This is a genomic window from Rudaea sp. 3F27F6, from assembly GCF_005503555.1.
Classification (GTDB): domain Bacteria; phylum Pseudomonadota; class Gammaproteobacteria; order Xanthomonadales; family Rhodanobacteraceae; genus Rudaea.
On record NZ_SCNG01000002.1, the window covers coordinates 827,618 to 852,993 of the forward strand.

Genomic DNA, 25,376 nt, shown 5'->3' on the forward strand with positions numbered 1-25,376 from the left:
TATTTTTGGTGACAGCTCGCGTCGGCTCTTGCACCGGCTCGAAGCCTTGTGCTGGCTCGCTATTGACGTTGTTTTAGGGCAAAGCCCTGCACACCTCGGGTGCGAGAGGTGTGTTGCTACTCGGCGGCCAAGTCATACAAGCTCAAACCGACGAGTCAGCCATCCCAACGCATGCCACGGGAGCCACATTCGTTTCTTTTGCGGGCTCCGGGTGGTGCGGGAAAAGCGGTGACTCATGCACTTTGGCGACCTCACGCTCTTGCCAGGTCGCGCTTCTGTTCCATAGTGAGAGTTAGCTCTATTTCACTTGAAGAGGTGCTCGAAGTGGCAAGCTCTGTTCGCAATCGAAGGCACGTGTGGCGGCAGGTTCACAAAGACACACGGGCTCGCTTGGATGTTTCTTTGCCTCGGGCTTTGCTCGATGCTGTTCACAAGGCCGCCGCGACTTCGAAGATGAGCACGGCCGGTTTCGTTGCCGCTTCGCTTCACGCTGCTCTGCCCGAAGCCAACCGAACGGCCTCACGTATGCACGAGGTCGAAGCGCTGTATGCCGTCCGCTTCCTCCATCGTCCCGCGCGCTCCGGGATCTTCAAGCGCACCAAGTCGACTTGAGGAAACCTTGGTCATGCGCGCTCAAGCCGAACCCGTTTTTCAACCCTGGCAAACCGTGGACCCGATCGAGGGTCAGCTCTGGGGGACATCATGGGCCGCCGGGAAGAGGCTGCCGGTAGACGCGTTACGTCACCGGCAGGCATCCGCACACCATGAGTGAGGGCCCCTCTTATTCCGCGGACAAGAGGCTGCCGGTAGACGCGTTCTGTTCGGTCGTGTCGAAAATTCGGCAAGCCAAACCGACCCAGATCCGCGGGGCGATGCTCAAAGCGGTCATGCGTCCTGGTGCAAAGTGCTGGCTGTGCGGGCAACCCGCTGTGATGGCAGAGCCCGTGATTCCCGAACGCGCCGGGGGTGCGGTCGTGATACAGAACATGGTCCCGGTTTGCGCGGCATGCCGGCGGGAACGGGGGGCCAGGGACGCGTTGGAATGGGCCGAAGAAAAACGCCGGCGCCTGTCCGTCGCGCAGCTCCAGTATCGCGATGAGGCCCTCGCGTTCGCTAGTCAGCATCCCGTTCTGAAAAAGTATACCCGCTCGATGGAGGTGTGCCGGGAGCACCTGTCGCAGACCCGGTGGACCCATGCTCGCGTGCCCGTGGTGTTCGCTCTGGGGTCAGCCGATGTGTTCGTGGCCTGCGCAGTGCCGGCCTCCGCTTACTCGGTCGCTCTGTTGCTTTCGGCCCGGCAAGCCGGAGGCGAAGTGCTCACGGATGGCGTGATGAGGCTGCCGGTAGACACGTGGGAAAGCTGGGCGCGGGAATGGATTGAGCACCACGCGGTCTTCAATCGAGTGCGCGTCCCGGGCGATGCGCCCGGGGATCCCGAATGGTCAAAAGTATACGGCGGCATCGCGGCGACGCGTGCCGCCAAAGCGGCTTAGCGGCGTTTCTTCGCCGCCGGCTTGGCCGGTTTGCGGGGCGACTCGGGCTGCTCGCGGTCATCCCGGTTGACTACCAGGGTCTGCTTCCGACGTTTCAGCTCTTGGAGCGCCCAAGCCACCAGCGCCGACACCGCGGCGGTGTAGAGCCGGCCGTTGGTGGCTTCGATGAGTTTTGAGCGGACCGATTCAGGCATGCTCACGCGCACGCGGTTCTCGCGCGAGACGAAGGTCTTCATCTCCACCCGCCCCGCTCCGGCGACGAGCTTGAATGCAAAATCGCGTGCCCCGGCCGGCCGGCCGCGAGGCCGCTTGCGTGCTGCTTTGGCCGCGGCACGAAGGGTCTTCACTTGAACGTCGAGCCACGAAGCACCCTTGCCAATCTTCTTGGGTGCCCCCTTGGAAACGACACGAGCCGCCTTCTTCGGGGCGGCTCTGGCGGGCTTGCGCACGATCGCTTTGGGCGCCGGCTTGGCACGTGCCTTGGGTTTTCTAGTGGCGCTTTTGGTGACCAACTCGACCTCCGTCTGATAGCACGTGCTTCACCAGTGCGTCGATTTCAGCACGGGCCTCATCGGCCTTGAGCAGATGCGCGTCCTCATCATATACCGACGTTCCCCGACTGAAAGCGGTGGGGAACACCGCGCGGTCTCGGACCACCTGGACATCGCCCAGCGCCTGCAGCGCCGCGCGGTGCCCTGACAGATCCGGACGCCAGCGGTTGGCGACCACCAGGCAACGCTTGCGCTCTTGCGCCAATCGCTGTCGACCCAGAATGACCGACGTCAGGCTCACGGCGTCTGCGGTCGCCGGCATGATAACGAGCGGCGCGGGCAAGGGCACGGTGCGTGGACCCGTCGCATGGTCGTAGATAATCCAATCATAATCTTCGGTGTTCGAAGGCGTGCCGCGTGCCACGCGGAAACGAATGGTTCGGCCCAATTCGGTCCCGACCGAGTGCCACAGCTCGGAGCCGCCCTGCGGGTCCGAATCCACGAGCACAACCTTCAAGCCGTGCTTGGCGAGCCCCGCGGCGAGGTTCACAGAAAGCGTGGTCTTGCCCGCTCCACCGCGCCCGGAAGACCACACGCTCACCCGGCGCGTCATGCGGCAACCCTCGCCACGAGCCGGCCGTGCCCGCTGCCAACCCGCCGGTTACGTCCTTCTGCGATCTCGAAGTCCTCCTGCCAAGCCCCGCTTTCGGCGTAGGCAAGCATCACGTTCCGCAGCGCCCCCGGCGCAAAGCCCTCTCCCCATGCCGCAGGCATGGCGCCCTGGAAGTCTCGCGCCCGCGGGTTGGCGCCGGCGGCGAGCAACTGCTCGCAAATCCGCTCTTCTCGGGCCGTCTCTTTGAACAGCGTCCGGCGGTGGGCGTAGCGGCGCACGCACAGGTGGAGCGGGGTCAGCCCGAAGAAGGAAACGGCGTTCGGATTTTCGCCTGCGGCGAGCATCGATCGCACGGCGGTTTCGTCGCCATCGAGGACGGCCAGGTGAAGCCGCGTCGGCGCCCGCCCTTCGCTAGCCGGTCGATCGCCTTCCGGCCAGAGGCCGGTGTGAGGATTACTTGTCGCCGAGTCGGGGGTCATAGCGGCTACTCAGTGAAGGGTTAATGGGCCCCTCTTAATGCGTTACAGTTAATCCCCCAAAGCATGGTTGTCAAGTATTTGCAGGGGCCCCTATTGCCAGGTCCATGAAACGCCCTTACAAAATGAGAAGCAGCACCACAAAGGAAGAGCGTCATGCGTCAATGCCTTGTCATCCTCATCTTCGCCCTGGCCGCTTGCAGCCAGAGTCAGGCGCCCGTTCCCGTTGACAATCCACCGGTTTCTGCTCAGGCCGCGACCGCGGCGTTGTCCGATGCGCTGAGCCAGCGCGCTGCATCCGTGGTTCGTGCCGACGGGAAGCGGCCGGCGCCTGTGCGCGTGGAGCACGTGGAGCTTTCCGGATGCCAAGCCGGTGCCCAGCTCGTCTGCAAAGTCGAGTTCGACGCTGGCGACCACTGGTCGACGCGGGTGGCCTTCTGGCAAACGCCGAACCCCAAACATCCCTGGCGCGCCATCATCGTCGGAGATAAGCCATGAACACGAACGTCCGCGGCTTCACCCTGGTCGAAATCGTGCTTACGCTGGGCGTCATCGCGGTGCTCGGTATTGCCGCCTTCATCGTATACCCGATGGTGAACGACGCGCGCCAGGGCAAAATCGACCGGGAGTTCTTGATGGCCGCAAGCACGAACATCATCAGTGCCTTTCAAGGATCTCATCAGTTCGGGCCCAACCACGACACCGACGATTCCTTCTTGTCCGACCTTCAATACGGCGGTCAGCTCGCGTGGGCGTTGCCGGGCCAGCTGTGCCACCCGTGGTCCGACACTTCCAAAGTGCCTTACCTGTGCAACGACGCGTTCGGCCATCCGTTCTATTGGTCGACGATGTCGCTGGGCAACCCGGATGGCACGCTCAATCCTTTCCAGCTCCAAGCGACCTTTTCCGACTTGTCGGCGACGCAATGTATCCAGCTTCTTCAGAACGGCGTTCATGCATTTGGCGCGCAGCAAATCGAGATCGTGCGCTCGGGTGAGCAAACGGTATGCGTCCAGCCTTTCACGGATCCTTCGAAATTGGTGGCCGCCTGCACGAGCAGCGACTTCGTCGACCAAATCCAAATCGAGTGGGACCCCTGGGGGCGCCCCTATTGGATGAGCCCCGAATACGGCTGGTGCCAGGAACCTTAACTCTTAACCCTCGGAGGAAGCAATGAAAAGCGAAGCGAGAACATTCAACGTCAAATCGGTCGGCACGGACTTTCTCCAGATTTCCTCCAGCGACCTTTTATTCGCCTTCGAACAACTCGAACGTGGTGGTTTGCCGGTGCGCGTCGTGTTCTCTCAGGCCACCGAGGATTCGGCTTTTCGTCCAAGCTCGCCCTTGTCCAAAGGATTGGTCGCCGCCCTGCGGTCGGATCCATCGCTGGCAAACAAACGGCGCAGGAAAGAACTCGTTGCGCTGGTGAATCGCGACGCCGGCCCCTTCACAAAGGGCCAGGTAACAGTTCGCCTTAACAGGCTAAAGGTCACAGCAAAGGGCGAGCAGCATCTGTTCGGTGATCCAGTCAAACACCGAACACCAGCGCCTCCAGGTCTCCTCTTGGGCGGCGTGGTTTAAGGCAGCTGGTTTGAAATTTTTGAAGGGCGCAAAGGGATCGTCGACGTCATGAATAGGAAGACATTTACCGCGGCGGAGCGGGTAATGCTTTACGCTTTCTCCAAGTCCTCTCCGCCCGCGGCCGCAACCCGCGCACGGGCACGTCACCGTGGCATTCGCCAAGTCCAGCATCTATTCGCGACGTTGGACCGCAAGTCCGTGCGTGCCGTTTCCCATGCGTTGAAGCATGCGTCGCGCCGTGAGCGCCTGCGGTTAGAATCGGTGCTCTCCCTGTGCGGGGGAAAGTCGCTCAAGGAAACGGCAGCGAGCCTCGATGTGTCGCTTGCCTCGGTCAGCCTTTGGGTAGCCCGTTTCAAAGCCCGCGGCCTGGCTGGCTTGGCCGACAAGAAAACAAGGGTTCGAACCCGGAAAACGAAAGCATGAGTGAGAAGACGATCAGCGCGTCCGAGCGTCAGGAGCTGGCCCGCATCGCGGAAAAGGGGCCGGCTGACGCGCGCGTGCGCGCCAAAGCCGTGCTTGCGTTTCTCAACGGCGACAGCCAGCCGGTTGCCGCCGTGAAGCTGGGCGTCCATCCGCAAACCGTCCAGCGGTGGCTGCGGCGCTTTCGCGCCGGTGGCGCGCGCTCGTTGATCACGGCAACACGCGGCACGTCGATCGCGCTGTCTTTCGGTGCCCGCCAGGCATTGGTCAATCGGATGGGTGAGTCGAAGGCGCCACGCGAGAAGCTGCGCCTTGAGGGGGTGCTGGCCCGTTCAACGGGCGAAACGATAAAAAGCATTGCTGCGCGGCTTCAGGTCGCTGACATGACAGTGGTCGAGTGGTTGAGGGCTTACAAGAAGCACGGCCTGGACGGCTTGGTGGAAACCATGGCGCGCTACAAGCAGCCGAAGTGGAGCCTCGCCGCCATCGATAAAGCGATCGCGTCTTCGTCGGGATCCGAAAAGGTCGAGCTCGAAATCTTGAAGGCCCGCACCAGCGGCGAGTCGCTGGCTTCGATCGGGCAACGTCTCAACCTTTCCCGCCAACGGGTTCACCAGCGGTTGAAGCGCTACCTAAAGCCGGTCAGCTGACCTCACTTCCAACGGTCGAACTCCACCGTCACCAGGTCGCCGCCGGCGCACGCCGCGGCAACCCCTGTTGCGTTGCTAGGATCGACCACCTGCCCGCCCACCAGGACGCGGTTGAACGAGGGCCCCGTGTTGGCTACGAGAGCCGCGCACGCGCCACTCGGCAAGTCCTGTGTGAGCACCAACGCGCCGTTTGGCTTCGCGCCGTCGGCGTGGCCCAGCGTGATGGGTTGCTCGAAGCCGTTCACCGGCCCGGCCGGCGTGCGCCCATTTTCCGGAAGCCAGCCTTCAGCCACGGCGGACTCGGTAGTAAGGTTCCGGTAGTCGCCGCTCGCGGCATACGCGCGCTCGGCTGCGGTGACAATGGCCACCACCGTCTCCGTAGTCGTTTCCAAGTTGGCCGCGTCCCGTGCGTGCCCGTAGAAGCCGAACACGCCGGCCGATAGAACGACACTGGCCGCAATCGAGCACAGCACTTCCACCAGGGTGAAGCCAGCGGAACGGGAGGCGCGGCGCGCGGCGTCGATGGAGCCAGCGCGGCGGATCCAGCGCAAAGCTCCTCGGTTGCCGCGTGCGCGCGCCCAGTCTTCGGGAGTGAGCCCCTTATTGTCGGGCTGGAACGGATTGCCGCCTCGGCGGAGCAAGACACCCACCATCGCGGCACTGCGTCGGTCGCCAGGGACCGTGGCCCAGTGAAGGGCGTTTCGTCCGTGGTCATCCGGCTCATTGGGGTCGGCGCCCTCGGCGATGAGCCGGCGGACGAGGGTTGAGCGGCCGTCAAAAGCGGCGCGGTGAAGGTCGATGTGTGCAAGAGAGGTCATCTTCAGTTCTATGTTGACGGAGCTCTGTGCTCCTGAATTCAACATAAGCCGCACACTATGGTTGTCAAGTGCATGGCGATCGCGCGCGTTGGCTGGGTTCCCCAGCCCCCGCGCGCGATGAAGAGCGCGGGTGGCAGAAAAGAAGGCGGGGCTTACGCCCCCTAGGGAAGAGAATAAGAGAGCCCCCATAACTCTCATGCTCGACGATCTGGGTAAACTTTGATTGGCCTGGATGTGTTTCGATGCCCACAGCACTAAGCTGTAAACTCCTTCTTCTTTTCTCAACATCGCTCATGGCCAAGACCCTCTACGAAAAGACCACCCGCGCCCTCGTCAGAGACATGCTCGCAGAACTCGGCCTTCAGCCGGGCCAAGTCCTGACGACCACCCGCGCCCTGGAATGGTTCGGACAGCGTTACCCGAAAATCCAGGAGCCGACCATTCGCGCTCATTTGCGCCAGGCTTCCACGAACGAACCGAGCCGTCTTCACCACCCGCCCATCACATCGGCCGATGACCTGCTTTTCAAGATCGGACGAAGCCAATACCGGCTTTATGAGCCGGGAAAGGATCCGGCCCCTATCCATGACCTCGTCGAAGGCGACGTCGCGCGTGAGGAAGAACTGGAACAGGAGCGAGAAGCCGAGGACGAGGCTGACTTAGAGGATGAGGCCCGCGCCGCGTCGTCCAGCGAGTTCCTGCTTGAAAAAGACCTCCAGCGCTATCTGGCGGAAAACCTTTCCACGATTGAGCCAGGCCTCGTGCTTTACGAGTCCGACGGCATGCGGGGATTCGAGTTCGAAGTAGGCGGCCGCCGGATCGACATCCTCGCGCTCGACAAGTCTGGATCGCTCGTGGTCCTGGAATTGAAGGTGTCCCGCGGGTATGACCGGGTTGTCGGCCAATTGCTCCGTTACATGAACTGGCTCCGCTTGAACGTGGCGGCCCAAGGTCAGCGCGTGCGCGGGATGATCGTGTGCCGGACGATGTCGGAGGACTTGAGGCTGGCTTGCGCGAGTATCGGCGACGTAGAGCTGTTCGAATATTCCCTTTCCGTCACCGTCAAGAAAGTCCCACCGCTGGATCTTCCCAAACCCCAAGAATAAGAGGGCCCTATTAACTCACGCGCGACGATTTCACCGCGTCATCAAAACGGTAGCTCATCGTCGAAATCAGGAGGGCTTTTGGCAGCCCTGGCCGCCTTGATTCGAGTGTCCAGGGCGCGCAGAAACCGAACGGACGCGGCCACGTGGTTGAAAATGAGCAAGCTTTCGTCGTAATTCAACGTCGGGTTGTCGTGCGCAAGGCTCTGGTTGTTTCGGACGTCGTTGAAAGCCTCCAGCACCGAGATGCTGGACTTGAGGATCCGAGAGGTCATCTCCGACTCAAGGTGCCCCGCCTCCTTGAGCTTCTTCACGTAGCCCCCGAAGAGCGCATGAAGGGCGGTGTCCTTCGCCGCGGCCGACCCCTGCTCCTCGCACAGACTTCGGATGAAGCGCACCACGAACGTGTGCAGGCGGTCGAGCGCCGCCCCGGGCTGGTCCCCCTCGATGGCCTGGCGAACCTGGGAAGCAAGTAGTTCGAAATCCTTACCGTCTCCGGCCCCCACGAGGGCGTCGAGCTCTCCGATGGCGCCGCCCTGTTTCAGGCGCTCAGCGATGGCACGACACTGGACGGTGAGCTCCGCATCCTTCGCAAACTCGGGAACGTCAGCGGAGAAGTCAATGAGGTCGCCCAGAAGCTTGCCGACAACGGGGTTGCTCTCAACCTTCCAGAACGCCCGAAGACAGTTCGCCTTCGACCCGCTGTGATCTCGCATATACACGTCTTCGTAGATCGACCGCCGGACACTTTCCGTGACGAATTCGGAGAAGCTGCGGTTTGAAAAATTGAGCACGTAACCGCTGCCCATGCCGAACAAGCGCTCCAGCTTCCCCCGCTCGGTGTAGGTCAGATCGGCCATCGAATCCCATCGCCAATTGGTGCTCAGCGTTGGAAGTATAAATGCAAGCTGACCCCAGCTCGCTGAGGTTGCTCTAGTTGAGCCCCATCAGAGCCGCTGCCGCATGCCGGCCCCGGCGGTCTCCGTGGGGACTTCCTGGCCCAACATCACCGCTGACAGATCGGTTTGATGTATTCATTCGGACACTCCTCGGGCCTCACAAAACGCCGCCCACGCTTTCTGCAGCTCCTCAAATTCTGCCGCGCTCCCCCCGCGGTCCGGGTGCCTCTCTCCACGCAGCTTGCGATAACGCAGCCGGACAACGTCCACCGTGTCGATCGGAGCGCACCCCAACACCACGTGCCAGGCACGCGCCGACTCGGGCGCAGGCAGAGCCGCAAAGCCGCTGTAGGCCCGGTCCAGAATTTCAGCGCTTCCGTGCCGCTCGATAGAGCGCAGCGCGTCGAGCGTGGCGGCGATGGCCGCGAGGTTGTCGGCGACGCGCAGGTAGCGGTCCACCGCCATGCAGCGGGCTCGCCCTTGTTCGTCACGCCAGTAAACCGCTACGCCAGGGTCTGCCGGTTCGGACTGGGCCGAGCGCGGAAACCCGTCGCGGCGCAGCTCCAAGTTCGTGGACACGACCACCTCGCCCACGCCTAGGCCCATGCGGGCGATTTCGGCGCGGACGCGGCCGACACCGTCAGCGATGGTCAGGCCTTGCTGAAAGCCGGAGTGGCCGGCGCGCTTGCTGAATCGGGCCGCGCCGCGTCCGTGCGCTTCGGTGCGTTTCCAGCCGACCGGCCAGGTGAGGGGGAAGGCGGGGATGGTCATGGCTGGCCACCCTTTGTGTCGGTGTTGGAACGTTTCATAGATATACCCGGCTTGATTGTTGAAGTCTTGACCAAAACTAAGCCAGATATTGAGGTTGTCAATAGATCTTAGAGGGACCTATTATTGTCAATCCGCCTGAAATTCCGTTCCATGTGGAACGATCGTCGAGAGAAACGAAGCAAAAAAAGAGCGCCGTTAACAGCGGCGCTCAAAGGGGCAAGCATGATTTAGCATACCGATAGAAATTGTGGCCTTAGAGCCGCCGCCTCCCCCGCCTACGAGCCTTCCCCAGCCCTTCACGGTTATCCGCTAAGGCGCCCGGGTAGTGCTTCGCGATGATGACGTTGAGGCGGTCGACGAGGTCCATGCGTTTGAATCGGACGTGCGCATTGCCGTTTCGGAAAAGCTTCAGGTCGAAATAGTCTCTCCAAGCCTCGCCATCGAGGATGCCCTGTGCAATTCCAGCCGAAACGCTCTGGCGATAATCTGGCTCGGGCTTTCCGTCCAACAGCGACAGGGTCCGCAACACATCGTCGAGCTCGTTTCCCTTCCCATCGCCGAAATATTTCTTACTCAAATGGCACCATCTCGCGACATTCCGCAACACGAGCTTCTGGCCGAAGGCCACCGGAGAGTTTGAACGGTAGTCCCAGGAGAGGCTGCGAAAGAGAGAGACGATGCCGCGCTCGACCATCTCTCCTCGCGCCCGGTAGAGCTTCTCAAACATTTCCTCCACCGCGGCGCGGGTGAAGGGGGGCATCTGCGGCTCCCCGCCGAGTCTCGCTTTTGTGCTTCGGCGCACCTCGTCTTCATTGAACGACTTATTCCAAGCGTCTCTAGCCTCGGCGTCCATGAAAGTCCAAAGACCCGATCGCTTCATCAGCGACTGCCAGCTGGCGCAGTCGTATGAGATTTGAAACCTTTCAAACAGGCTTCCGATCAATTCGTCATGTTGTTCTGGACGGCACCATCTGCTGTCGAAAAGATCTGGGCCATGCGGCAACTCGAACAGCGTCCGAATGCTCGCGCGGGCGATCTCGAAGTGCCGCTCACGCTCTTCGAGCATGTCGGCGAGCGAAACGCTCGGCGTGATGCCCCCGGCCTTCTCGTCACCGCCGCCGGCGGGGAACCTCGTCAATGTGTTTTTGTCTGTCATGTTTGCTCCTGATGGGGCCGCCAATCGGCACCCGTTGGAGCAAAGCTCTGGGGAAAGTGGAGGCGCGGGAAGGAAAGACTTTGCCGCCCGCCGGCGCCAGCGGCGCAACGAGGGCTTGGCCAAGAGTTTCTTGTCGCCTGATTGAGAAGCCCGCTTGTGCGGGCTTCGTTCTCTTGTTGTCGTCGGCGTTACATTCGCATCAGAAGGCCTCGCTCCTGAACTTGTTCGGGCTGCCGCTCCGGCTCGACGTTGGGATCTGGGCGGGTGCGCATCCGCAACCAATCGGGTTTGCTCTCTTGCGTTTCCCTGGCTTGTTCAGTGGGCCGCGATCGCATCGTCAACCAATCCGGTGCTCCTTGCTTTTGGGGCAGCTCCGGCTCGCGCATCCCCTGGTCCGAACGAATGACCGTTGACTGTTCATCGTCTGTGATCGCCGAACGCTCGGGATACGAGAATCCGGCGTGCTGAAAGTCACCGAGTCGCGCCGATTCCACACTCGACAACTGGCTGCGCTTCTCATACCAAGCTTGAAACGCGGCCGATTCTGCCCGGGCCTCAGCCAACGTGTGTGGCTGAAAATCGGTGTGATGGGGGATCTGTGAAAGCTCTTGGACGCCATCGACAAAGCGACGTTCGATGATTGGCGAACCAAACTTCCCCTGATGTTCGCGGGCAAACGTGGCGACAAAATCCATCTGGCGATAATCGTCATCGAGCGTGGCCTTGGCAGCCTGCCGGCCTTTCGGACCGTCGGCGAAGTCGCCGTGTTCGATGGGTCGCTCCAACGGTTCGCCCTGGGCGTCGGTGAGGGTGCGGATAAAAAGGCGTGGTTGTTTCATGGGAGTCTCCAAAAAGGTCAAAGGGAAGTCTCGATACCATGACCGACGCTTTTCTGTGGCCCGGCTACTCGAAACTCACTACCCCCGATGGGGAACCGGAATGAAGTCCTTTACTCACTACCCCCCGAAGGGGACCCTTGAAGCTACTAAAGTCAGCTTCCCACAAAACGCCCGAACGTCAAGATTCGGAGGATGACATGATGTCATCCACTTTATAGGGCCCGCTTTAATAGCGGGATACTGCCAACCGCGTTTTCCGCTCTCGCGTTCTGTGCCTCACCCACGAAAAAGCCGGCTCTTCACCCGGCTCTTCTCTTCCCTCTTCTTTTGCTTTGCTCTCAGTCCTCGCCCGGCTCCATGATGGTTATCACGGGCTCGGCTTCATCCCCTGGCCCGATTGCCATCACCAACGTCACGCGCGTCGCCCGCCGATGACCACGCTCGACCCGTCGCAGCTCGAACTGCACCCGACTGCCATTGCTGTTTCGCTTTTGCCTTGCCGCCAGCCCTGCCATCCACAGAACGTCCCAGAGCCGCCCCGCTTCGTCCTGGGGCATGCCCGTCTTTTTCGTATCGGCCTCGCTCCACTCGACGCAATCGCCCCACGCCGCAGAAGTCAGTGCCACTGGGATCTTGAACCCCGCCTCTCTTGCCATTTCGCTCACGTCCACCAACACCCCGTCAGCGATTGCCTGTGCGCGTGTATACGTGTGGACAATGTCGCGTTGCTCGAACATGACTCTCTCCTCTTCAGTGGTCGTTGGCCCGGTTCCCGGGCAGCGGTGTGAACCGCTCCCGGATGGGAGCCAAACCGGCCGCAGTGAGGCGCGGTCAAGGAGGGCGACGTCAGGAGCAAGCCACGGCTGGCGCGGGCTGGAGCAAAGCGACGACTCGGGCCGTGGCTGGCCCTTGACCGAACAAGCCGTGCGGAGGCGTTGAACGCTCTGGCGCGTGGCCACGCGCCGCTGGGCTTCCCCGCTATTTCTTCACGTCGTCGGCAAGATTCGCGAGTGCCTGTTCCATTTAGTCGTCGAGATCGCGCAGGCCGAAGTGATCGGTCTCACGGACACGTGCCGCTCAAGCCCGGTCCCGGGCCGAGCACGTTCAGGCCGGTGTTGCCGCCCGTGTTGAAGATGTCGACGTATTGCGGGATGACGCCCGGGATGGCCGGCGAGCACGAGCCCGGGAGGTTGTTTGTCGAGCTGCTCGACACGAACCGCGGTCCATACGAACACACGCTCGTGATGCCGTTCCACTTGATGGTGACTTGGAACGTCGAGTAGTAGTTGCCCTGCGCGTTGAGCTGCGGCGCGTTGAAGTTGCCGCAGCTGCCCTGCGTGCCGGACGGGCACGAGTTCGAGCTGCACGTCTGTCCGGTCATGCCGCTGCCCGGCGCCGAGCAACCCTTCCAGCTGACATACGTGAACGGGCTCGACGGGCTGGCGCACACCGGCGGTGGTGCCACACACGCGCCAGGCGGAGCCGTCGCTGGCGACCACGGTCCTGTCGTGGGCGTGACCGTTCCGACCGGCGACGAGCAGGTGTAATCCGTCGTCTGAGTCTGCGTCCACGAGCCGGTCGTGTTGATGGGGCACGCGCCCGGTCGCGTCGCCGTCGAAGGCGGCGGCGCCGAACAGGCCGGCGCGCAAGATTGCGGTGTCGACGTGCTGTAAGGCGTGCCGACGACAGGACCGACCGGCGTCGAACACGAGAAGTTTTTCCCGGTCGTCGTCGTCCCGCTCGTCGTGCCATACGGCGCGTTCGAAGCAAGCTGACCTGGGGGGCACGGTGTCGGGTTGGTGGTCGCCGTCGGCGGCGGCGCCGAGCAAATCGGCGAGCAAGACTGTGGCGTCGACGTGCTATACGGCGTGCCAACGACAGGGCCGATCGGTGTCGAGCACGAGAAGTTTTTCCCGGTCGTCGTCGTTCCGCTCGTCGTGCCATACGGCGCGCTCGAAGCAAGCTGACCTGGCGGGCACGGTGTCGGGCTGGTATTCGCCGTAGGCGGCGGCGCGCTACACGCGGGCGAGCAGCTCTGCCCTATCGGTGCGCTCCATGCGCCATACGAAGGCGGGCCGAGTGGGCCGACGGGCGTAGAGCACGTCTGGTTGACGCTGCGCGACTGCGTGCCGCTCGTCGCGCCATACGGCGCGGTCGAAGCCAGCTGGCCTGGGGGACAGGGCGCCGCGGCCGTCTGCGTCCCACTCGTCGGCGAGCACGTGGGTGAGCACGAACCAGGCGTCGTCGTGGTGAAAGGTGTTGCGGTCACCGCGCTGACGGGCGTCGAGCAACTGTAAGTGATGCCCGATGTCGTGGATCCACTCGTCGTGCCATACGGCGCGGTTGAAGCAAGCTGGCCTGGCGGGCACGGTGTCGGCGTGGTGGTCGAAGTGGGCGGCGGCGCCGAGCAAATCGGCGAGCAGCTCTGCCCAGTCGCCGCGCCCCACGGACTCACGGTCGGAACAACGGGCCCCACCGGGGTCGAGCAAGCGTAGCTCGTGGTCTGGGTTTGCGTGCCGCTCGTCGTGCCATACGGCGCGGTCGAAGCCAGCGTTCCTGGTGGGCATGGCGCTGCGCGCGTCGCAGTGGTCGTAGGCGGCGCCGCGCACACCGGCGCACACGATTGCCCGCTCACCACCCACGCGCCAGCTGACGGCGGATTGAGCGGCCCGACCGGAGTCGCGCACGAGTAGGTCGTCGTTTGTGTTTGAATGCCGCTGGTCGGGCCGTAGGGCACGGTGCTCGCCACCGTCCCCGGGGGACACGGCGCGGCCACCGTGGTCGTCGACGACGGCGGCGCGATACACGCAGGCGAGCAGCTTTGGCCGGTTACGGTCCACGGCGGATTCGACGGCGCGCCAAGCGGGCCGACGGGCGTGGCACACGTCTGCGTGTTGATCCGGGACTCGGTTCCGCTCGTCGCGCCATACGGCGCGGTCGAAGAAATCGTCCCCGGCGGGCATGGAGCTGGAGCGCTCTCCGCCGTCGAAACCGGCGTGCACGCGGGCGAGCAGCTTTGACCGCTCGGCGCGCCCCACGCGCCCGTTGCTGACGTCACCGGTCCGACGGGAGTCGAGCACGAATACGTGGTGGTCTGGCTCTGCGTTCCACTCGTCGCTCCATACGGCGCGCTTGAATCGAATTGCCCTGGTGGACATGGTGCGGCTCGCGTTGCCGTCGTCGGCGCCGGCGCGGCGCAAACCGGCGCACACGATTGCCCGGTGATCGTCCAGGACGGATTGGACGGCGCGCCGAGCGGGCCGATGGGCGTGGCGCACGCCTGCGAGTTGACGCGCGATTCGGTGCCGCTCGTCGAACCGTAAGGCGCGGCGGAAGAAACTTCCCCCGGTGGACAGTTGGCGGGAGCGCTCTCCGGCGTGCTCGTGCCGGTGCAAATCGGCGCGCACGAGAACGTCGGCGACCATGCGCTCCAAGGCGTCCAGCTGACGGTGCCGCCGCCCGAACAAAATGCGTTGCGTGCGCTCGTCTGCGGAGCGCTGGCGAGGTATTGATAGGGGCCCGCGTTCGAGATGAGCTCGCCGGATGGGCAGTTGAAAGTTTGGGTTTGCGTCTGGCCCGGCGGCAAGCTCGTGGAGCAGCTGTTCGGCCCCAGTGGATTCGTCGTCGCGCCGTAAATGAAATCGACCTCCGACGCGGGAGCGGCCGCGCACAAGCGCGTGAGCGTCGGCATGTCGATGGCGTGCGTGGACGTGTTGAGCACGCTGGTGCCGCCGACTTGGACATCGTAGAAGCCGGCGCCGGCGTTCATCGCGAAGTTGGCGCACGCCGAACTGCCCACGTTGGCGTAGGCGATTTTGAAACCATTATTAGAACTCGCCGGCGCACCGTTGACCGACACCGGTGCGCTCGACACGGTGACCGCCCCGCCCCAGGTGTTGATGACGCTGCCGCTCGGAAGCACCATCTGCGACGGAAACACCCGCCCTGCCATGGCGTCGTCGTTGGTCATGCCCTGGAAGCCGCCACGGCTGCTGTAAACGCGCACGACGCTTTCAGCCACCGTGCCTACATTGTCGACCTCGCGATCGACCTGGGCGCCTGTCTCGGCTTTCTGGTAAAGCATGTAGCCGCCAGCCAGGACGGCGACCGAAACAGCCGATACGAGGAGGAGTTCGACGAGTGCCAGGCCCTGGGGCGCTCCGTGCAAAGCGTTATGAACCGCGGTGGGCAGCGGTGCCGGAACAGGACTACGCGACACGGAACAAGGGCGCACGGCGCCACTCCGAAAAAACTACCTCCTTAAGGTATTGATCGGAATCCGCATGTCGTCAATGTCTGCCGGCAGCGCGCAAAGGCGCTCCAGGATTAGCAGGCCGAGCTACTTCTTAGCTTGAGCCAGGCGTTCGGCCACTGCCCGCTTGCCCATGGCGCGCACCGCGGCAATGGCCGGAAGCTGGGACCGACGCGGCGTGGTTTTCTTCTGTTCCCACCCGTAGACGGACTGCCCGGAGACGCCCAGCAACTTGCCCATCTGCTCGGCAGAAATCCCCAGGCGTTCACGCAGAGCGCGAAAACCGTCGGCACGAAAACGAAAACCCGCCTTCCCTTCCGGTTCGGGACGCATCACCGCCGCCGTGGCTTTTCCGCCGTGCTTGGCCAGCGCTTTCAAGGCCTTCTCCGTCTGAAGCTGCTGGCGCTTCAACGCAGCGATATCTTTGCGCTGACGGGTAGATGCCCGCTGTAAGGCGGCGGTTTGGCTCTTCAATTCGCGCCGGGCGAGCCGCACGATTTCATCTTTCAACAGTTTTGCCAAATTTGGCATTGCCCAAGGTCCGGAGTGGCGGCATTTCAGTTTAACACTGCCCGCCACCCCCTTCCGTGCCCTACCCGCGCCCAGTTCAGCCATTGGCGAAGTCGGGATCCTCGAAGAACAGTTTCAGCACTCCGTCTTGGTGGAAGCGCGTGAAGCCGCAGCGGTGAAGCAATGCGTGGAGCTCCGCCAAGTCTTCGTAGTCGGTCTTGCCGTTCGCGTCGTGGTAGAGGCCCTGGTTGCCCACCAGGCGCCAAATGGTCTTACCGCCCGCCACAGGCGTCGATTGGACGCGCGCCGCCGCCGGCGCCACGACTGCCATGCGCTTGAAGTCGTCCTCGGTCATTGCTGCATTGTGGATTTTATTATTTTGTTTATTTTTACTCATTTTATTTTCCTTAAGTTAGTTTTTTGAGGTTTCAAAGGCCTCTTTCTATGTAGCGACCAGAAAATCGCGTGAACCGCGATGATTCCGCGGCCTCCTGGAAGGGGCTCATACGAGCCCCCGCTGCGCCAAGGACACGTGATCGGTGGCGCCGCACACGAAGTGGTCGAGCACCCGGCAATCGGCATAGCCCAGCGCCGTCTTGAGCTCGCGGGTGATGTCGATGTCAGCCTGGCTCGGCTCGCTGACCCCGGAGGGGTGCTGATGGGCCAGGATGACGGCTGCTGCGTTGTGGTGAAGGACCCGACGGAGCACCTCGCGGATGGGGACGCTGCAGGCGGCGATGCTGCCGCGGAAAAGTTCTTCAATTGCCAGGACTCGGTGGCGCTGGTCGAGGAAGACACAGGCGAAGACTTCGAACGGATATTTGGCCAGGCGCATCCGCAGGTATTGCGCCGCGTCTTCGGGGCGGCTTAGGCAGGCATCTCGAACGAGCCTTTGCTCCAGCAGTCGCTCGGCGGCTTCGAGCACGTCTTGGTCGGTGATGGTGTGCCCCAGGCGGTAATTGCCCAGCAGGTCTCTGACGATCGAGGTTTCCATTTTCTTCTCCCGTCGGCGCACGGTGCGCCGGTGGAGTTCGGAAGGCACCGTCACTAGGCGGGCTGCGCACCCGCAGGGCCGCAGCGCAGAGGAGGACAGACCTGTTGCGCGGCACGCCGGCGGTGCCCGAATGCGCTCTAAGGCGAACAGCCGACGGGAGATGGAAACCGCTCCGAGCCTGCGCTGTCACCAGACCTGGGCACATGCCTCACCGATACGCTGGAATAGGCCGCTTGCTGGTGCCGGCACCGCTGTTACTGCCTATGCGCCGGCAAGAATCCGCGAATCATAAGTAAAGGTGAGATCCTGGAATTCGCCAGGCTCGAACTGAAGGAAATCGACATGAATAGAATCGACATCTACCCTCTCGCCCGCGGCGTCTTCGCATTCGTCCCGCACGGCAATCCCCTACCGCCGTCGCTCGCCCGTCACGACGGCAGGCCCGTCAGGCGGATGAAAACCGTCAGCCTGAACAAGCCAGGAAGTCGAAGCGGGTTGTCCGAAAAAGAGCGCCTCGCGGCGCTCGATCAGATAGCCGCCAGCGGCTTTGCGATCGTCGGGAAGCCCAAGGCGAATTGACGAGCATGGCGCCCAGCTGCGAAGCGGCTGGGCGCTTTTGGCACGCGTTCGCGTCAGCGCTTAGGCGACTTGCGAGCGCCAGCTTTTTTGGCGGCGCTGGCTTTCTTGACGCCTGTGGTTTTCTTGGATGGTGCCTTTCGCTTTGTAGTTTTTGGGGGCGCAGTGCTTGGTGCTTCGCTTCCCCACGCCTTCTTCAGGTGATCCGAGAGCTCCCGGAATTTCGGCGCCCGCATGAACAGTTGGCGAGCCAGATCCACTACCGAGGCTGCCTCCGGCTCTTTGCTTTCAGCTTTTCCAGCGGGACGCGCCTTGCCCTTGGTGCCTTGTCGCTTATTCGAGGTGGCCATTGGGTGTAAGAGGTCCGTGATGATCACCGGAAAATACCTTGCGCGAGCTCTCGGTGCAATCGAAGCAACCGCCTCGCTCATCATTCAAGCAAAGGTTGCGATGTCCGGCCACACACCCACCAGGAGTTTCAGCAGATGTGTCGAACGCCGTTGAATCGCCACCTCGCCCCACTCGTCGGCATCGCTGCCGTGGAAATACTGGGTCAGGTTGAGCTTGCCGTATTTGAGTAGCTCCGGGCGCTTGTCGGCCCACGCCGCGTTCTGAAGCGATGAGTTGAAGCTGCCGGTGATGAGCGTGAGGTTGCCCAAGGAGTTGAGCAACATTCCCCGCCTCACGATAGTCTTTTGCTCGGTGATGGGATCAGCCGTCACACTAGCAGGCAGAGGCCAGTGCTTTTGCCACGTCTGTGGCATGACGTGCTCGATGGTGAGCTTTTCGGTCAACGGCAACACGGGACTTTTCTTTGACTGGCTGGCCTCCTCCACAGTTTCGAGAACAGCGCGAACCTTGTATTGCGCGATGCGATCGTAGAGCGGCTGTTCGAGGACGAACGTGGCCAGCTCCATGTCGTTGGGAAACTTTGTGCTTTCCCCTGTGCCCTTGGCCAGGTGCGCCGCCACCGCGTTGGCGCTCAGCGCGGGGGCGACCGCCTTGATGAGATCGACGAACAAGCGGTTGTAGTTTTTGCTGGTCCAGTTCGTGACCAACCGGCGCATAAGGAAGGATTCGAGCACGAGGAGAACGCGATCGAACTCCGCCTTCTTGTCGGGCATCAACTCGGCATAGGCGAACAGCAAGAACGGAAAGATAGTCGCTGTGTCGATGGCTTGGAGCAGCCGGAGGAACCGGGCGAGTTCGACGTGGTCGCCTGGCACGTAGAATTTGAAGAACACGTCGGCGTATTGCGCCAACTTTTCGATGTGCCCCGCCGCGTCCTTCGGCTGACCCGGCTCATCATCTTCCACGAACGACTTGAACGCGGTGAAGAGGTGGTTGCTCCGCACCTCGTCCTGCGTCATGAGCGTCAGGTAGTGGTTCACGAACAGGTCGATGCGCGGGCGTATGAGGCGGCCCTGCTTGACCTCTTCGCGCCAAAAGTCCGTCTCGAAGCGGGACCAGTGGTCCTCGTAGAGCGTCTCGACGTCGGCGTTCTGGGTGCGGGCCTTGCGAAACAAGTAATTCTTGATGAGATCCGCCGGCAGCAAGTCGGCACCGCGTGCGTTGAGCGTTTCGAAAATGACCTGCGTTTCGTCCTCGGGGCCAAGGTCGATGACGACAAGTTGCAAGCCCGCTTTGACGACGGACCAAACGGCATCGAGGCGGTCGTCCACCGTCTTTGTGGCAAGCGCAGGCTTGTCGTCGTCTTCGTCCAACGCACCCCGCAGCCAGTCGTCAAGCTTGAGGTGGAAATAGCGGTAGGCGCCGACCAAGTTGCTCTTGGCCACTTCGGGTTTGGCCTTCACGGCCTTGTCGACGTCGTTCAACGACCCGCAGGCGTGGATGGATTGGAACGCCGGCCGGTCGCCGTTCGTCGGCCAGAGTTTGTATTTCTCTTCCTTGTCCTCCACACGCGACGCGTCGTTTTCGACAAGGCCGGAAAACCGGTCGCCGAATTTCGTTGATCCGTTGGCCCTGGCGAGATTGCGCGCTGCCAAGAGGAAAAGCTGCAGGGTGGTGAAACGTTGCTGGCCATCGATGACCTGGCGCGTCTCGATCGATCCCGCAGAATGCGGGAGCTGTTCAAGGACGATGGCCCCCAGGAAGTGCGCCTTGGCTTTGGCGCCCAGCAGTTGGCGGTCGAGCAGTGCTTGGATGTCCTCCCAAAGCGGTTCCCAGTTCTCGGCTTGCTTCCAGACGTAGGGACGCTGGAAAAGCGGCACCTGGAAGAACACATTCGGATCGAAAATCGCTTCCAGCTGGCGGGTATGGGCATCCATCGCGGTTGAAAGTCCTTAGGGAGGGGGCGAGTATATCGCCGAGCCCGCCTTACCCATCAAGCTCGTGCCAGACCTTAACCTCTACGAACGCTCCGCTACCCTCGCCCAGGAACTGTTCGCGCTCACCCAACACCTTGAGCTGGCCAACGACAGCCCACGGCTAACGGCGAGCGCCGTAGCAGTTTCTCTGGCGCATGAGCATTGGGATGGACTGCGTCCGCTGCTGGCGTCGGGAATGCTTCCGTCGGCAGTGGTGGTTCACCGCGCGCAGTTCGAGGCCACCGTTCGTTCCATCTGGCTGACCTATGCGGCGACGGACGGCGACGTGGCCAAGCTCAGCGCGGACCTCAACGTCGAGACGGAACAATCAGCGAAGAACATTCCTTCGGTTTTCGCCATGATGGCGTCGCTTCCCGGCAAGGCTCCGCCGCAGGCCATCGAAGCGTTGGGGCGCTTCAAGGACAACTCGTGGCGTGCCCTTACCTCCTACGCGCACGCCGGTATCCACGCCATCAGCCGCCATCGAGACGGCTACCCTGCTGGCCTCTCCGAAAATCTGCTGAGAAACGCAAACGGCCTGGGCGTGGTTGGCTACTTCCAGCTCGTGGGTATCTGCGGCCGGCAGCCGCTCCAACACGACATCCTTGGCATCACCGCCCGCTTCACCGAGTGTTTGCCAGACCCGATTAAGTAGGGCCCTTTTATTGTCATGATTCGGGAACTTTTTCGCGAATTCGTTGTCTAAGATTCACACGGCCAGAACCGGCCGGATAACAACAATAAGGAACCACCATGCAACACTTCTTCAAACGCAACGAGCGCCCCGAACAGAACGACATCGTTCTCGCCTACTTCACCGAGGAAACGGGTCCGGAAATCGGGAAATACCAAGACGGCAAGGTCGTGCTGTCGGACGGCAAACGAACACGCGACTGGAACGACGTTGCCCAATGGCGACGCTCGGACGTCAACGACCCGTCCAGCTTGGTCACCAAGGACAAGCCCGCCGGCTAAGCGGACTTCTTTCGACTCTCCCGGCGCAAGTCCTGGACCTTCTTGTCCAGTCGAAACGCCTTGAACGCGGGTTGCCGCAGCAACCCTTGCCCACCGACGCCTTGGTAAAACGCTTCGAGCACGAGCTCGGGCTTGATCCAGATTGCCAAGGCTCGGTCCTTGCGTTCCATCAGTGTGATGTTCGCCGGCGGCTCGTCGACGATCATTGTGTTGACCCGCTTCCGCAACGTTTTCAATTCCTCGTCTTTGAACCCGGTGCCGACACGCCCACAATAGACGAGCTGCCCGTCGAGGTATTTGGCGAGCAACAGCGCGCCAATGCCCGATCGCGAACCCTTCGGCTCGGTGAAGCCCACCACGACAAACTCGTCCGATGGGCGGCCCTTCACCTTGACCCAGGCACCGCTTCGGTCCCCGCGGTAATGACTCTCCACGCGTTTCGAGACGATGCCTTCAAGGCCTGCCTTGGTCGCCTGCGCGAACACGCCGGCGCCGGGCCCCACCACGTGCTCGGAGTAGCGCAGCAAGGGGTGCGGGCGACGCTCGATCAAGTCTTTGAGCAAGCGCTTGCGCTCCACCAGCGGAACGGCACGCAGGGATTGGCCGTCCAAATGAGGCAGGTCAAAGAGGACGTAGACGGCCGGCTCTTTCGTTTCGGCCGACAGGCGGGATTGGAGCGCGTTGAAGTCGTCCCGCCCATCGCGCAGCACTACCATCTCGCCATCCAGTTGCGCGCTTTTCAGTTTCAGCGCCGCCACTGCCGCCGCGAGCTCCGGCACCTTGCGTGTCCACTCGATGGCATTGCGCGACCACAGCCGCACGTTGCCGTCGGCAACCGCGGCGACGATGCGGTAGCCGTCCCATTTCGTTTCGTGCAGCCAGTCGTCGCCCCGCGGCGGTTCCTTCTGCGACCGGCAAAGCTCCGGAGCAAACGCACCGTCGGTGATCGTTTCAGCCCGCGCGCCGGGGGGCGCCTTGACCTTCCGCGCGGCCACGACTGCTAAGAGGCCAACAGGTGTTCGGGGAGACGCGGAGCGTCGGCGTTTGTGATGGCAATCATGAAGTCATGCTTTCGGATGATGGTCACCCGAAATTACCTTGCGCGAGCTATCGGTGCAATCGAGGCATTCGCCTTGCGGCTTATGGTCACTCACGGCCCGGACCGCGGTCTCGATATCCGATAGCGTCAATCCTTCGAGAATGCCGGATGGCATTACTCGAATGAGAAATGGCCAAGGCCCGTGAGTCTCCATATCGGGGAGGGAGCCCATTCCGTCCCAGATCAATACGCCGTCCTTCTTAGCCAGCTTCGCCATTTTCGAGGCATTCATTTTCCATCTCTCCCAGAAGTTAACCGTTGCGCCTTGCTTTCCATTCTTCGACCGCCGCGTTCACGTCGTCGGCTTCGGTCGGTCCCTCAAGTCGAAGGCCGGCGTCGAGCAAAGAGCCGACGATGGCGCGCAGCTCGACTTTTGCCGCTGCCTCGTCCGCATACGTGTCCTGCCAGCGCGTCGCGCTCCATCCGAGCATGAGGCCGGACAGGCCAACCTCGGGGCGCGGCGGATCAGGACGGGACAGCAGGCGACGCACAGTCGGCGTGTCGCCGGCAAAACAGGCATTCAGCAAACAACGCTCGTCGAACGGCAGGAGGGCCATGGCGGTTACATCCGCGGCCGCGGTCGAAGAGCCGCAGGGGCAGCCTGGGGTAGCAAATCGCTCCACCCTTGCTGGGCCAGGCGATGGAACTCGGACGAGGCCGCCCGTCCGAAAATATTCATGCGCTCGATGTCGGCGCCGGCGGCGACCAACAGGGCGACGCTTTCGCGCACCACGTCGTGCTGGTCAAAATTCTTCACCGCGCTCACAGGGGCGAGCAGGCAGTGGAGCGGCGTTCGGCCGAGCGAGTCTTCGCGGTTCGGATCGTCGCCGAGCGCCAACGCCCGAGCGATTTGCGCCGGACTGCGCCGCATGGCAGCCAGGTGGATGAGAGAAGAGCCGGTGGTCAACATGACGGTAGTCCTTGATGGGCTAACGGATTAGATGCGGCGCCGAGCTGGCGCTGAGCGCCCGGCGTTGATCGACCCGGACAAGGCTTGTGCCTGCTTCTGCGCGAGCGCATGGAGGACTCGGCGGGTTACCAAGGCTTGTATCGCTTTGCCTGCCGCTTGATTTGACTTGCTCGTTGTGGAGGGTTTCCAGCAAGCAATATAATGAGAACATCCGATAGTAAGCATCGTGGCACCTGTTTTAGGGGGGCCCTATTAACGAGGGGCCTTCTTGGTCACCAGTTAAGCAGCGGGTTGCTGGTTGTCAAGAGCATTTGCGAAGGTTCAGCTCGCTCTCCATCGCAGCTTTGCTCCTCACCGTGACTGCTGCACGCGCACCACCCGATACCATCCATGCGCAGGGCTCACGTTTTCCGTCGGTGTCGAAGTCGAAAGGGTCCCCGCCTTCATAGACCGCAACAGCCGAAGGCTCGTCGGAGAGAACCGCGGCGCGCAACGCCTTGAGCTGCGCGCCCAATGCTGCCAGAGCCACCGCGTCGAGATCGCCGCCCAGCCAGAGCCCTTCGCGCCCATCAGCTTCTACAGAAATTTCCCATCGCCCCGCCACCGCGCCAGCACGTCTGTCTTCACCAAATGCTTGGTATGCACGCGCCAAGGCGGAAGCTTTCGCCCTGGGCGCGGCGTCCATTACCCGGATCGTTTTCACGGCATGCTCCGCGCGTAGGGTTTGACGCCGTTGACATGGAGATAAACGAGGCGCGGTTTTTTCGAGTCAACGGCTTCAGAGACCTGACCCGCCATCATGTCATCGGAGTTTTTTCCGAGGTGGTTGTAAAGCCGCGTCCAAAATTCATTGTTCTGAACGGCCTTAACATTGGTGTTCAGGCAGAACTGATTGTAGTCCTGGTAGACGTCTTGACGCTTCGTGCGCACTTCGGGGTCATGACGCACCGAATTGTCCTCGATGTATTGAAGGACGTTGTCGGCAGCGTATTTCTGAGTGCGCGCGAGCGCCTGGACTGCGGCGGGCAATGGGTTTGGGAAGTTGCCACGCGATTCGAGACGGACGGCGCCTTCAAGCACCCAATCCAGAACCTGTGCCATCTCCTCTGGGTTTTCAGTAATGAGCTTGTGGTAATCCACAACGCGCTCATTGGAAAAGCGGTCCATCTGCACGAGGAAGGGGATGGGCAAGACCTTGGACCAGAAACCATAGGAATGGTCGGTAACACGCAATGCCTTATTGATTGCAAGAAATAGTGAGGCACGGGGGACAATCGTCCGGTAGCCGCCACTTTTTTCTTCGACCGAAATCGGGTCACGCGACACGATGGCCTTCATGATTTGCTCGACATCGCCTCCCAGAAAGTCCGGACACTCCGACACGGTCGCCAGCGTCGCACCGACCAGTTGAGTCATGGCAAACCGTCCGTCCAAATGACGGAGCGAGAGCGCCTGATTGCGCGGATGGAGCTGCCGAAGGATGTGAAGCAAAGTGGACTTTCCGTTGCTTCCTTCGCCCTGGAGCCAAAAGCATTTCTCAAAAGTGCGTGAGAGCACGGTCGAACCGACGGCCTCCTGGAGCAGGCCTCGCACGTCGAGATCCGGCATAAAGAGGTTGAGGTATTTTCCGAAGGCCCCGCTGGGACTCACTGGCCGTGGTGTGTAGGTGCCATCAGCAGCCACACGACTCGCATCGAATACAGCCGGCACGACATAGGTGAGCCCAACGTCTTTGCTCGGCTTCTCTGCCTTGAGCGATACTTTCCCCGCCTCGTCCGTCACGAGCCTCAAGTAGGCTCCTCGCACACCGATTACGGTCCCTTGCTGGGACGTGTTGACCCACTTCTCCTTGCTTTCGGAGGCCAGGAGTGTGGCGGTAATCGAGGCGCTCTTGGCTCCTTGAGCGGAGCACTTGTTCGGGCAGAACGATTTGAGCCACTGAAGCGCGTGCGCGTGAGCCTGCTCGGTTTTCAATACCTCCCAATAGGCCTCACCGTTGACGTCTCGCCATCGGTAAACCGTTCGGTCAATTTCAGATCCCTCACCCGCACCGGCTCTTCCACCGATTCGCAAATCCGAGTCGGCGAAAAAGGAGTCGGCATAGCGCAACTCGAACGACGGGCCACCCCGGTTCTTGGAAGCCGGGAATTGGACAACGTTTGATGCTTGACCGCCTTTTTTTGGGCGGCCCTTGACTGCAAAGCCTTCTGGGGCGAACATGTTTTTGCTCCTAGTTTGTATACGCAACCCTGCCCTGGTCGGCGGGGTTGTGCTTTTTTGGCTTTAGGCCGCTTTTTCCTGGCGCAGTCCCGACTGCCTCGCCAAGTAACCCAGCAACAACTGCCGCACGAGCTCCGTTCGTGTCCGTCGCTGGCTAGCCGCTTCGCGGTCCAACCGGTCGATGAGAGTGCGGTCCAGTCGCA

At 62.0% G+C, this 25,376-nt stretch carries 31 protein-coding genes; 10 read left to right on the top strand and 21 right to left on the bottom strand.

The features are described 5' to 3' along the window. Positions 1-764 precede the first annotated feature (764 nt). Entirely contained in the window at positions 765-1,493 is a 729-nt protein-coding gene (locus tag FFS30_RS11360; RefSeq protein WP_137913241.1) for a hypothetical protein, read from the top strand. Here the strand turns inward: FFS30_RS11360 and FFS30_RS11365 are convergent. From FFS30_RS11365 to FFS30_RS11375, 3 genes are read right to left on the bottom strand one after another with little or no spacing between them, the layout of a single operon-like run. Then, positions 1,490-2,005, bottom strand: coding sequence for a hypothetical protein (locus FFS30_RS11365; protein WP_137913242.1), 516 nt, complete (start codon positions 2,003-2,005; stop codon positions 1,490-1,492). The two genes, FFS30_RS11360 and FFS30_RS11365, sit on opposite strands and share 4 nt — an antisense overlap. Next, positions 1,983-2,597 carry a ParA family protein gene (locus FFS30_RS11370; RefSeq protein ID WP_137913243.1) on the bottom strand — a complete coding sequence of 205 codons (615 nt, stop codon included), beginning with the start codon at positions 2,595-2,597 and terminating at the stop codon, positions 1,983-1,985. Before FFS30_RS11370 ends, FFS30_RS11365 begins: the two co-directional genes overlap by 23 nt. Further along, entirely contained in the window at positions 2,594-3,076 is a 483-nt protein-coding gene (locus FFS30_RS11375) for an ankyrin repeat domain-containing protein (protein ID WP_137913244.1), read from the bottom strand. Before FFS30_RS11375 ends, FFS30_RS11370 begins: the two co-directional genes overlap by 4 nt. Before the next feature lie 153 nt (positions 3,077-3,229). Here FFS30_RS11375 and FFS30_RS11380 point away from each other — a divergent pair, with 153 nt between their 5' ends. The 5 genes from FFS30_RS11380 to FFS30_RS11400 all read left to right on the top strand — a co-directional run bounded on the left by FFS30_RS11380 (position 3,230) and on the right by FFS30_RS11400 (position 5,724). Further along, positions 3,230-3,571: a hypothetical protein gene (locus FFS30_RS11380; RefSeq protein ID WP_137913245.1), complete on the top strand. Its 342-nt coding sequence runs from the start codon at positions 3,230-3,232 to the stop codon at positions 3,569-3,571. Continuing rightward, complete coding sequence (locus FFS30_RS11385) at positions 3,568-4,224, top strand: type II secretion system protein (RefSeq protein WP_137913246.1); 657 nt, start codon at positions 3,568-3,570, stop codon at positions 4,222-4,224. The genes FFS30_RS11380 and FFS30_RS11385 overlap by 4 nt, the downstream gene beginning before the upstream one ends. A 22-nt stretch (positions 4,225-4,246) precedes the next feature. Then, positions 4,247-4,654: a hypothetical protein gene (locus FFS30_RS11390; RefSeq protein WP_137913247.1), complete on the top strand. Its 408-nt coding sequence runs from the start codon at positions 4,247-4,249 to the stop codon at positions 4,652-4,654. An 84-nt stretch (positions 4,655-4,738) separates the two neighbouring features. Beyond that, the gene (locus FFS30_RS11395; protein ID WP_171014572.1) at positions 4,739-5,077 is read left to right on the top strand and encodes a helix-turn-helix domain-containing protein; all 339 of its coding nucleotides are present in this window, start codon (positions 4,739-4,741) and stop codon (positions 5,075-5,077) included. Next, complete coding sequence (locus FFS30_RS11400) at positions 5,074-5,724, top strand: helix-turn-helix domain-containing protein (RefSeq protein WP_137913249.1); 651 nt, start codon at positions 5,074-5,076, stop codon at positions 5,722-5,724. Before FFS30_RS11395 ends, FFS30_RS11400 begins: the two co-directional genes overlap by 4 nt. A gap of 2 nt (positions 5,725-5,726) precedes the next feature. On the opposite strand, the gene FFS30_RS11405 is transcribed toward FFS30_RS11400, so the two are convergent. Next, on the bottom strand, positions 5,727-6,542 hold the full coding sequence (locus FFS30_RS11405; protein WP_171014573.1) for a type 4 pilus major pilin: 816 nt from the start codon (positions 6,540-6,542) through the stop codon (positions 5,727-5,729). Positions 6,543-6,835: 293 nt separating this feature from the next. Here FFS30_RS11405 and FFS30_RS11410 point away from each other — a divergent pair, with 293 nt between their 5' ends. Beyond that, positions 6,836-7,648, top strand: coding sequence for an endonuclease NucS domain-containing protein (locus FFS30_RS11410; RefSeq protein WP_137913251.1), 813 nt, complete (start codon positions 6,836-6,838; stop codon positions 7,646-7,648). Between the two features lie 41 nt (positions 7,649-7,689). Here FFS30_RS11410 and FFS30_RS11415 read toward each other — a convergent pair whose 3' ends face one another. The 9 genes from FFS30_RS11415 to FFS30_RS11455 all read right to left on the bottom strand — a co-directional run bounded on the left by FFS30_RS11415 (position 7,690) and on the right by FFS30_RS11455 (position 17,066). Continuing rightward, positions 7,690-8,505, bottom strand: a complete 816-nt coding sequence (locus FFS30_RS11415) for an abortive infection family protein (protein WP_137913252.1) — start codon at positions 8,503-8,505, stop codon at positions 7,690-7,692. Positions 8,506-8,679: 174 nt separating this feature from the next. Next, positions 8,680-9,315, bottom strand: coding sequence for a J domain-containing protein (locus tag FFS30_RS11420; RefSeq protein WP_137913253.1), 636 nt, complete (start codon positions 9,313-9,315; stop codon positions 8,680-8,682). Between the two features lie 253 nt (positions 9,316-9,568). Next, positions 9,569-10,471 (bottom strand): DUF4942 domain-containing protein, encoded by a 903-nt coding sequence (locus tag FFS30_RS11425; RefSeq protein WP_137913254.1) that lies wholly within the window; start codon positions 10,469-10,471, stop codon positions 9,569-9,571. Between the two features lie 188 nt (positions 10,472-10,659). Then, positions 10,660-11,310 carry a hypothetical protein gene (locus FFS30_RS11430; protein ID WP_137913255.1) on the bottom strand — a complete coding sequence of 217 codons (651 nt, stop codon included), beginning with the start codon at positions 11,308-11,310 and terminating at the stop codon, positions 10,660-10,662. A 338-nt stretch (positions 11,311-11,648) separates the two neighbouring features. Then, on the bottom strand, positions 11,649-12,047 hold the full coding sequence (locus FFS30_RS11435) for a DUF6573 family protein (RefSeq protein WP_137913256.1): 399 nt from the start codon (positions 12,045-12,047) through the stop codon (positions 11,649-11,651). 323 nt (positions 12,048-12,370) lie between these two features. Further along, a complete protein-coding gene (locus FFS30_RS11440) occupies positions 12,371-15,478 on the bottom strand; it encodes a type 4 pilus major pilin (protein WP_137913257.1) in 3,108 nt (1,035 codons plus the stop codon). A gap of 171 nt (positions 15,479-15,649) precedes the next feature. Further along, on the bottom strand, positions 15,650-16,093 hold the full coding sequence (locus FFS30_RS11445; protein WP_137913258.1) for a helix-turn-helix transcriptional regulator: 444 nt from the start codon (positions 16,091-16,093) through the stop codon (positions 15,650-15,652). Positions 16,094-16,169: 76 nt separating this feature from the next. Continuing rightward, positions 16,170-16,469 carry a hypothetical protein gene (locus tag FFS30_RS11450; RefSeq protein WP_137913259.1) on the bottom strand — a complete coding sequence of 100 codons (300 nt, stop codon included), beginning with the start codon at positions 16,467-16,469 and terminating at the stop codon, positions 16,170-16,172. Between the two features lie 105 nt (positions 16,470-16,574). Continuing rightward, entirely contained in the window at positions 16,575-17,066 is a 492-nt protein-coding gene (locus FFS30_RS11455) for a JAB domain-containing protein (RefSeq protein ID WP_137913260.1), read from the bottom strand. Positions 17,067-17,408: 342 nt separating this feature from the next. Between FFS30_RS11455 and FFS30_RS11460 the strand changes: the two genes are divergently transcribed. Next, entirely contained in the window at positions 17,409-17,645 is a 237-nt protein-coding gene (locus FFS30_RS11460) for a hypothetical protein (RefSeq protein ID WP_137913261.1), read from the top strand. 53 nt (positions 17,646-17,698) lie between these two features. On the opposite strand, the gene FFS30_RS11465 is transcribed toward FFS30_RS11460, so the two are convergent. Together FFS30_RS11465 and FFS30_RS11470 are read right to left on the bottom strand one after the other, a co-directional pair. Beyond that, on the bottom strand, positions 17,699-17,992 hold the full coding sequence (locus FFS30_RS11465; RefSeq protein ID WP_137913262.1) for a hypothetical protein: 294 nt from the start codon (positions 17,990-17,992) through the stop codon (positions 17,699-17,701). Between the two features lie 84 nt (positions 17,993-18,076). Continuing rightward, positions 18,077-19,930, bottom strand: coding sequence for a DUF262 domain-containing protein (locus tag FFS30_RS11470; RefSeq protein ID WP_137913263.1), 1,854 nt, complete (start codon positions 19,928-19,930; stop codon positions 18,077-18,079). 64 nt (positions 19,931-19,994) lie between these two features. Here FFS30_RS11470 and FFS30_RS11475 point away from each other — a divergent pair, with 64 nt between their 5' ends. Further along, positions 19,995-20,624 carry a hypothetical protein gene (locus FFS30_RS11475; protein ID WP_137913264.1) on the top strand — a complete coding sequence of 210 codons (630 nt, stop codon included), beginning with the start codon at positions 19,995-19,997 and terminating at the stop codon, positions 20,622-20,624. Positions 20,625-20,722: 98 nt separating this feature from the next. Further along, a complete protein-coding gene (locus FFS30_RS11480) occupies positions 20,723-20,944 on the top strand; it encodes a hypothetical protein (RefSeq protein WP_137913265.1) in 222 nt (73 codons plus the stop codon). Here the strand turns inward: FFS30_RS11480 and ligD are convergent. The 6 genes from ligD to FFS30_RS11510 all read right to left on the bottom strand — a co-directional run bounded on the left by ligD (position 20,941) and on the right by FFS30_RS11510 (position 25,173). Beyond that, positions 20,941-21,939, bottom strand: coding sequence for a non-homologous end-joining DNA ligase (ligD, locus tag FFS30_RS11485; RefSeq protein WP_137913266.1), 999 nt, complete (start codon positions 21,937-21,939; stop codon positions 20,941-20,943). The genes FFS30_RS11480 and ligD overlap by 4 nt on opposite strands. Positions 21,940-22,008: 69 nt before the next feature. Next, entirely contained in the window at positions 22,009-22,275 is a 267-nt protein-coding gene (locus tag FFS30_RS11490; protein ID WP_137913267.1) for a hypothetical protein, read from the bottom strand. 19 nt (positions 22,276-22,294) lie between these two features. Beyond that, positions 22,295-22,600 (bottom strand): hypothetical protein, encoded by a 306-nt coding sequence (locus FFS30_RS11495; RefSeq protein WP_137913268.1) that lies wholly within the window; start codon positions 22,598-22,600, stop codon positions 22,295-22,297. A gap of 5 nt (positions 22,601-22,605) precedes the next feature. After that, on the bottom strand, positions 22,606-22,953 hold the full coding sequence (locus FFS30_RS11500; RefSeq protein WP_137913269.1) for a hypothetical protein: 348 nt from the start codon (positions 22,951-22,953) through the stop codon (positions 22,606-22,608). A 301-nt stretch (positions 22,954-23,254) separates the two neighbouring features. Then, positions 23,255-23,656: a hypothetical protein gene (locus tag FFS30_RS11505; protein WP_137913270.1), complete on the bottom strand. Its 402-nt coding sequence runs from the start codon at positions 23,654-23,656 to the stop codon at positions 23,255-23,257. Beyond that, positions 23,653-25,173 carry a DUF5906 domain-containing protein gene (locus tag FFS30_RS11510; protein WP_137913271.1) on the bottom strand — a complete coding sequence of 507 codons (1,521 nt, stop codon included), beginning with the start codon at positions 25,171-25,173 and terminating at the stop codon, positions 23,653-23,655. The genes FFS30_RS11505 and FFS30_RS11510 overlap by 4 nt, the downstream gene beginning before the upstream one ends. Positions 25,174-25,376: the final 203 nt, after the last annotated feature.